This window comes from Gilliamella sp. X-60 (assembly GCF_057063585.1).
Genome location: NZ_JBXSQJ010000023.1, coordinates 38592 through 46427 on the forward strand (window position 1 = coordinate 38592; position 7836 = coordinate 46427).

The following is a 7836-nucleotide window of genomic DNA, read 5'->3' on the forward strand; positions in this document are numbered from 1 at the left end:
CGGTAACGATAAGTTAGAATTTGTTGATGGTATTAAGCCGAGTGAAATTAGATTTTCACGCCAAGGTGCTGATATAAAGGTAACATTAATTGGTGGCAACAGCAGCATCACCCTTAAGAATATCTTTGACAATGCAACCTCTGCAACCGCTAGAATTAATGCTAGTAACGTTATTGAAGAGTTTGTATTTGCCGATGGTACAAAATTAACGTGGGATGAAGTGTTAAATAACCGCTTACAGATGTTCGGTACGGATAGTAACGATACCATTTTAGGGAATAAAGGCAATGATATCTTATCGGGTGGTAAAGGGAACGACTTTTTATCGGGCGGAGCAGGAAACGATACTTACTTGTTTAATTTAGGCGACGGTCACGACACGATAGATAATCGAGGCGAGTTAAAGAGCAATGGTTTCTGGAATTACAGAAAATCAGATGTTGATAAGATTTGTTTTGGTGATGGGATATCAGCAAAAATGATTGATATTAAAAAATCGGGCACAGATCTTTTATTAAAAATTGGTGACGATTCTATTACGATTAAAAATTGGTTCTCAACTAGGCAGGAAACTAAATTATCTTCCCAAATTGATATTTTCCAATTTGCGGATGGTTCATCGTGGTTAGCAGGTGATATTAATGCTCATATTAACGATGGTATACCACTACCTGTATTTTCATCAAATGCATCTATATCTAATTTTTCATTAATAACGCAGAGTGTAAGTGCTTTTGTTGCATCAGGTGATGATAGTAGTGATGTGGTAACAGGTGAGTTAATGCTGGCTAATCCATTATCACATTTTACCCCTTCAAACAAAGTCTAACCAATTTTTAGATTTTATTATAATTATCAAAAGACAGCTGATAATAGCTGTCTTTTATTTGGAAGTTAAGTTTGTTTTATCGATCTGCATAGTGAAGGATTATTTTGGAAAAATTGATGCAAAAAGAAAAGTATAATGATTTATGGCTAGGATTTACGATTATCGCTCAATTTTATGGAGTAGCAGTAAATATTAAATCATTACAAGAACATTTTTATCTTGATGATGAACATGATATCTCACTCCAGTTTGTTAGGGCTGTCAAAAAAACAGGGTTAAAATGCCGCTATATTGATAAACTAAATCTCAATAATAAAATTTCGACCCCAATTATTGTCCATTTAGAGCAGCAAGGTTATGTCGTTTTATTAGCTGTTAAAGATGGACAATGGTTAATTCAATCTCCCCATAAAAAACAGCCAGAAGTGATAGTTCCACAGGTACAAGAAAAAATTAGCGCATTTTTATTTACCAAACGAATCACATGGGAATCTATTAATCGAGAGTTTAATATCCAATGGTTTTTTCAAGCTTTTATGCGTTATAAAAAACTAATTGGTGAAATTTTATTAGCTTCATTTTTTATCCAAATTTTAGCCTTGGTTACACCGTTATTTTTTCAGGTAGTTGTCGATAAAGTACTCGCTCATCAAAGCTTAACAACATTAGATGTATTAGCTATCGGAATGTTTACCATTGTGATTTTTGATGTAATTTTAGGCGGGCTACGTAATTATCAAATGGCGCATACCTCGCAACGTATTGATGTAATGCTCAGTTCGTTACTATATAAACATTTACTTTCATTACCTTTAAGCTACTTTAAATCCCGTCAAGTTGGTATTACCGTTGCTCGTGTTTATGAGCTAAAAACAGTACGTGAATTCTTAACAGGGAGTGCAATGACGCTTTGCTTAGATATTCTTTTTGCAATTGTTTTTTTTGTAATTATGGCATTTTACAGTATTCCACTGACATTAATTGTTTTAGTTTCATTGATTCCTTACATTTTGTTATCAGCTTTTATTACCCCAGTGTTACGTAGACGCCTTGATGAGCAGTTTCAACAAGGAGCAAAAAATCAAGCATTTTTAGTTGAAAGTATCTCTGGTGTTGAGCAAGTTAAAGCAATGGCAGTTGAACATCATATGACGCGTCGTTGGGATGAACAAATTGCCTATTTTGTGACAAGCTGTTTTAAAACACAAAATTTAGGGAATGTTGCAGGGCAAATATCTCAACTCGTTAATAAAGTAACGAGTGTTGCTATTTTATGGTATGGCGCTAATTTAGTGATTGAAGGCAAGTTGACTGTTGGTGGACTGGTTGCTTTTAATATGTTCGCAGGACAAGCAACAGCCCCTGTATTGCGATTAGTGCAGTTATGGCAAAGTTTTCAGCAGGTTTCGATTTCAGTAAAACGATTGGGTGATATATTAAATGTTCCCGCGGAGCGGCAGCAAGAAAATAGCAGTGTTTTGAAGGAAATCAAGGGACATGTCCGTTTTGCTAATATCTCTTTTGCTTATAGACCAGATGCTACGCCTGTTATTCGACAAGTGAATTTATCGGTTAATGTTGGTGAAGTTATCGGTATTGTTGGACGCTCGGGGTCGGGTAAAAGTACATTAACTCGGCTGGTACAGCGGCTTTATACCCCGATAGAGGGGCAAGTTTTTATCGATGGTATTGATATTGCACAAACTGATCCCCAATGGTTACGTAAACAAATCGGAGTGGTATTACAAGAGACGCAGCTTTTTAATGGCTCTATTCGTGACAATATTGCATTGGCGGTTCCTGATGCTCCACTTGAAGCTGTAGTTAATGCTGCAATAATGGCTGGTGCCCATGATTTTATTAGTGAATTTCCATTAGGATATGACACGCCAGTTGGCGAGAATGGGGGGCAATTATCTGGTGGACAGAAGCAACGAATCGGTATTGCTCGAGCATTAATAACAAATCCTAAATTGCTTATTTTTGATGAAGCAACCAGCGCGCTTGATTATGAATCAGAGCAAATTATTCAAGATAATATGGCAAAAATTTGTCATGATAAGACGGTTTTTATTATTGCTCACCGTCTATCAACAGTTAGACACGCTAATCGTATTATTGTGATGGAAAAAGGTGAAATTGTTGAACAAGGATCTCACCAAATGTTATTAGAGAAAAAAGGGATCTACCATAAACTTTACGATTTACAGAGTGGGAGCCGTTGATGAAACAAAGATACCGCGAGTTTTTGCCTGCTGTATTAGAGGTTCAAGAGACACCACCATCGCCCCTTGGTAGATTGCTGTTATGGGTCATTATTGTGTTATTTGTGATTGTCGTTTGCTGGGCCTCGTTAAGTAAAGTTGATATTGTTGCCACGACTCGAGGAAAATTAGTTGTCAACGAGCTATCAAGACCTGTTAACACTTCGGTCACGGCTGAAATTATTGCAGTATTGGTTAAAGAAGGCGAGCATGTTGAAAAGGGACAGTCTTTAATTAAGTTAAATAGTAAATCATTAGCAGCACAACTAGAAGAGAATATATTACAGCAACAGATTAATCGCTTTCATATTGCAAGATTAGCTTTACTATACGAACACTATCTTAATCGTCCTGCGCCATTGACGCTATCTACTGAGTTACAAACAGAGTCGCCAATACTTGCCAAGCAAATTTCTATGCTGCTCCAAGCTGAAGTTGAAGATGATTATAACGAAAAAGAGGTTTATAAGTTAAACCAACAAATTTTAACGGCTCAGATAGAAAATTATCAAGCTCAAAAAGAGATGGCTGAGAATCTATTACCGATTTATGAAGAGCAACATCGGGCATTGGATTTGCTCTATAAAAAAAAGATGACAAGTAAAGATAGTTTACTTGAGGTTAAAAAAAAATATTTAGAAGCAAAATTTACTGTAAGCACCGCAGAAGCGAAAGTGAAAGAGATGCAAGCAAGTTATGCTCAAATTGATACACAAGTAAAGTCTCGTGTTTCCGATAAAATTAAAGAAGTTGAACAAGAGAAAATACAAAAACTGAATGAAAATCACATATTATCCGTACAACAAAAACAGTTAGAGGCGCTTATCGCACAGTATGAATTAAAAGCGCCGATTGCAGGGATTGTAGAATCGTTAGTTTATCGAGATGCAGGCGCTGCGGTCGAGGCTCCTCAAGAGCTATTGAAGATTGTTCCTGAAAATGAAAGACTGATAGCAGAAGTTTGGGTGAGTAACCAAGATATCGGTTTTTTAAGAAAAAATCAATTTGTTACGGTAAAAGTTGATACATTTGATTTTACGCGTTATGGTTGGATTGAAGGCAAATTATTAACTATTTCTTCCGATGCTATTGAAGACAAAGACTTAGGGCTTGTATATAAGGCCGTCATTGAATTAAGTAAAAACCACTTAATTATTGATGGTCAACCGGTTAATTTAGAGCCCGGAATGTCCATTTCTGCGGAAATAATAACAGGACAAAGAACGGTATTAAGTTATTTATTAAGCCCAATGATGGAAGCTTTGGATGACGTTGGTAAGCAACGTTAATACATTAATCTTTAGCTGCTCAAACTTAATCTAACAGACACTAACTATTCATCGGAATTCATTTTAGCAAAATGAATGTCCGATGGATAAAAAATTCTCCAATTGTTTTTCCACTACAAGCACTTTTGCCTCTAACCAAGTTTGCTAAGGCTTTTTATCATAACAATACTTACCTGAATGGGCTCTTTCTTTATTGTAAAATTTGAGTTATTGCTCAATATTTTAGGGGATAGTTACAGTTACATAATATTTATACATAATTTTTAAAAATATATGAAATTGATATAAAAAAACAATCTTAAATTATGGAGATTTATGAATAAAATAAGTGATTTTGCTTAGTGTATGCAGTTATATTGCTCAATATAGCCATTTTGATAAAGGTAGGCTAATTTAACTACAATCTATGGTAATAATACTGAGTATCCCTGCGGGTGAAAGCTTTCTTGTGAATTTTTTGTCATTATTGATGTGTATTTTTAGTAGGTAATTACAATAGATAGTTACAATAAGTTGTTACAGCCAGCAATCTAAAATGCCGACTAAATTTGCCGGCATTGTTATTTTAAGTACTAGCTTTTTATTAGGTCAACATCAATCCCTAGCCCTTTGGCAATTCCAGATCCATAATCAGGATGCACTTTGTAGAAGTGTTTGAGCTGTCTAATTTGAATGTCTCGATTTACGTTTTTCATTGAGCCAACGATATTATCAATAAGCAGTTGTTTTTGATCGGGATTCATTAAATTAAATAGTGCGCGTGGCTGTGAGTAATAATCCCCATCCACACGATGATCATGCCTATCCATTGTCCCAGTAGGTACATGCATTGGCGGTTCGGCATATTGTGGTTGCTGTTTTGGTGCGCTATCGACGCTATTAGGCTCATAGTTAGGGGCATTATCAGGGGTATAAAAACGCATTGCGCCATCGCGTTGATAATTATGCACAGGGCATTTTGGAGCATTGATCGGCAATTGTTGATAATTAGTACCAATACGATAGCGGTGTGCATCGGCATAAGCAAAAATTCGGCCTTGTAGCATCTTATCTGGTGATAAACCCGTTCCAGGCACCACATTGCTTGGTTCAAAGGCAGATTGTTCAACTTCCGCAAAATAGTTTTCTGGATTACGGTTGAGTTCCATCACGCCAACTTCAATTAATGGATACTGTTTTTGTGACCAAACTTTAGTGACATCAAACGGATTTTCAGGATGGTTATTGGCTTGCTCTTCGGTCATAACTTGTATATAAAGCCGCCATTTTGGATAGTCTCCTCGCTCAATGGCTTTGAACAGATCTTCTTGTGCAGAATCTGGATTGGTTCCATCTATTTCCGTTGCTTTTTTAGGATGGATATTTTTGATCCCCTGTTCGGTTCGAAAATGCCATTTAACCCAAGTTCGTATACCATCTTTATTAATTAAGCTATAGGTATGGCTACCATAACCGTGCATATGACGATAACCATCAGGAATACCACGATCCGAAAATAAAATAGTGACTTGATGAAGTGATTCTGGCGATAAAGACCAAAAATCCCACATCATTTGTGGATCTTTTAAATTAGTTTTGGGATCACGCTTTTGCGTATGAATAAAGTCAGGAAATTTGAGAGGATCACGAATAAAAAATACCGGGGTATTATTGCCTACAATATCCCAATTGCCTTGGTCGGTATAAAACTTGACTGAAAACCCACGGGGATCCCGTGCTGTATCAGATGAGCCTCGCTCTCCTCCTACTAACGAAAAGCGAGCAAAAATTGGAGTTTGTTTACCAACACTGGCAAATAGGCTAGCGTAAGAATATTGGGTGATATCATTGGTGACAGTAAAGGTACCATGCGCGCCAGAACCTTTGGCGTGGACTCGTCGTTCAGGGATATTTTCACGGTTGAAATGAGCAAGTTTTTCGATAAGCTGAAAATCATCTATCAACACAGGACCTTGGGGACCGGCAGTTCGAGAGTTTTGATTATCGGCTATTGGGGCACCGTTATTATTGGTTAGTTCTTTTTTTTCTGACATTGCAACACTCCTTTATATGATATTAAAAAAGCCTTGAGGGATAAATACTCAATTTTTTTTTGAATATTGTGTCCCAGAGACTTTGTTTGGGACTTGTAGAGCGTGATAAAAAAGATCATATTTAGATGATCTTAGCTACTTTAAAAAAATCTATTTTACTTTTCAAGTAGAATATTTTTGATTTGAAGATTAATAAATATTGGTTTGCAAAACATTAAGTTGTTTCAATAAAACCTTTAATAGTTATTTCATACCTGTTCAACTAACATAATCTATTAGAAACGTCGAACTGTTTATACTGCATGTTTTAAATAGTTATCTAAATATTATTGAAAATTTTACACAAAATCGTTTAATCTTTTTCTTGTGCATCTTTAAATACTCGGTATATCACACCTTAGTCAAAGCGCTTATCGCTCTTTTTACTTCAAAACAAATAGGTTTAATGACGGTTTATCCCTATGTGCATAGGGAACAGTATCAACGCATATACCAGACGTCATCTTTTAACGGTTTATCCCTATGTGCATAGGGAACAGTAAAAATTAGTTCACCATTTCTAAAAATGTCACGGTTTATCCCTATGTGCATAGGGAACAGGTACCTGAACCTTTCTTTTTACTAGCGTTTAGCGGTTTATCCCTATGTGCATAGGGAACAGTACACAGTACAAGGCGAAACAATGTACTGTAGCGGTTTATCCCTATGTGCATAGGGAACAGCGCTCCAAGATGCATTATTTCGGTTTTTTACGCGGTTTATCCCTATGTGCATAGGGAACAGACCAATTATAACATTTTGTTTTATAATTAAAATATTTTAGTTTAAATTTCTACCAACTTTTTTAATTATTCTTAAAATAACAATCATTTTATAACACATTGTTTTTATTAAATTAATATTAAAAATAAGATAGAGAATATTACGATTTTTTTATTCTACCAATTAATCTTTAAATTTCTTATAGTTATAGCATAGTTAGTGATACAACAAGGTATTTCTTTATTAAAAAAAACAATTTTTGTTAAAAATATTCAGGATTCTATACCGTTTCAGCGTGAAATTATTTTAAATTTAATGATTTAATAAATTTTATTGAGAAAGAATAAAGTTGCTTACATTGCTTGTTCAATAAAGGTGTTTTTAAATGCAAGCATTTAATAAATTATTTTTGATAAAAAATAAGATTGCTTAAATCCCTTGTTCAACAAAGGCGTTAAGCCGCTATCACTTACCGTTTTAACTAACTAAAATTATTCATATTAAACAAAGATATTGATTAAAAAAGTTAAACTTTGCGTTAAAATCGTTTATACTCTGTTTGCATTATCGCTTATATTGAAAATAGTCAGCATAAAAACAATGATATCGCGATAAACCAATAGCATAATAAAAATAAACGGTATGAATTTTAGGAATAA

4 protein-coding genes and 1 CRISPR repeat array are annotated in these 7836 nt (G+C 35.0%); of the genes, 3 read left to right on the forward strand and 1 reads right to left on the reverse strand.

Annotated elements, in window-relative coordinates; translation table 11 throughout:
- The 3 genes from ACYIAM_RS11065 to ACYIAM_RS11075 form a co-directional block, all read left to right on the forward strand.
- Positions 1-829 (forward strand): calcium-binding protein (locus ACYIAM_RS11065; protein WP_483748297.1); only part of this gene is annotated, 829 nt, incomplete at its 5' end.
- 116 nt (positions 830-945) lie between these two features.
- A complete protein-coding gene (locus ACYIAM_RS11070) occupies positions 946-3054 on the forward strand; it encodes a type I secretion system permease/ATPase (RefSeq protein ID WP_483748298.1) in 2109 nt (702 codons plus the stop codon).
- Positions 3054-4382, forward strand: coding sequence for an HlyD family type I secretion periplasmic adaptor subunit (locus tag ACYIAM_RS11075; RefSeq protein ID WP_483748299.1), 1329 nt, complete (start codon positions 3054-3056; stop codon positions 4380-4382). Before ACYIAM_RS11070 ends, ACYIAM_RS11075 begins: the two co-directional genes overlap by 1 nt.
- Positions 4383-4954: 572 nt before the next feature.
- On the opposite strand, the gene ACYIAM_RS11080 is transcribed toward ACYIAM_RS11075, so the two are convergent.
- The gene (locus tag ACYIAM_RS11080) at positions 4955-6415 is read right to left on the reverse strand and encodes a catalase (RefSeq protein WP_483748300.1); all 1461 of its coding nucleotides are present in this window, start codon (positions 6413-6415) and stop codon (positions 4955-4957) included.
- 449 nt (positions 6416-6864) lie between these two features.
- A CRISPR array of direct repeats spans positions 6865-7198; the repeat unit is 29 nt; unit sequence CGGTTTATCCCTATGTGCATAGGGAACAG.
- Positions 7199-7836 lie beyond the last annotated feature (638 nt).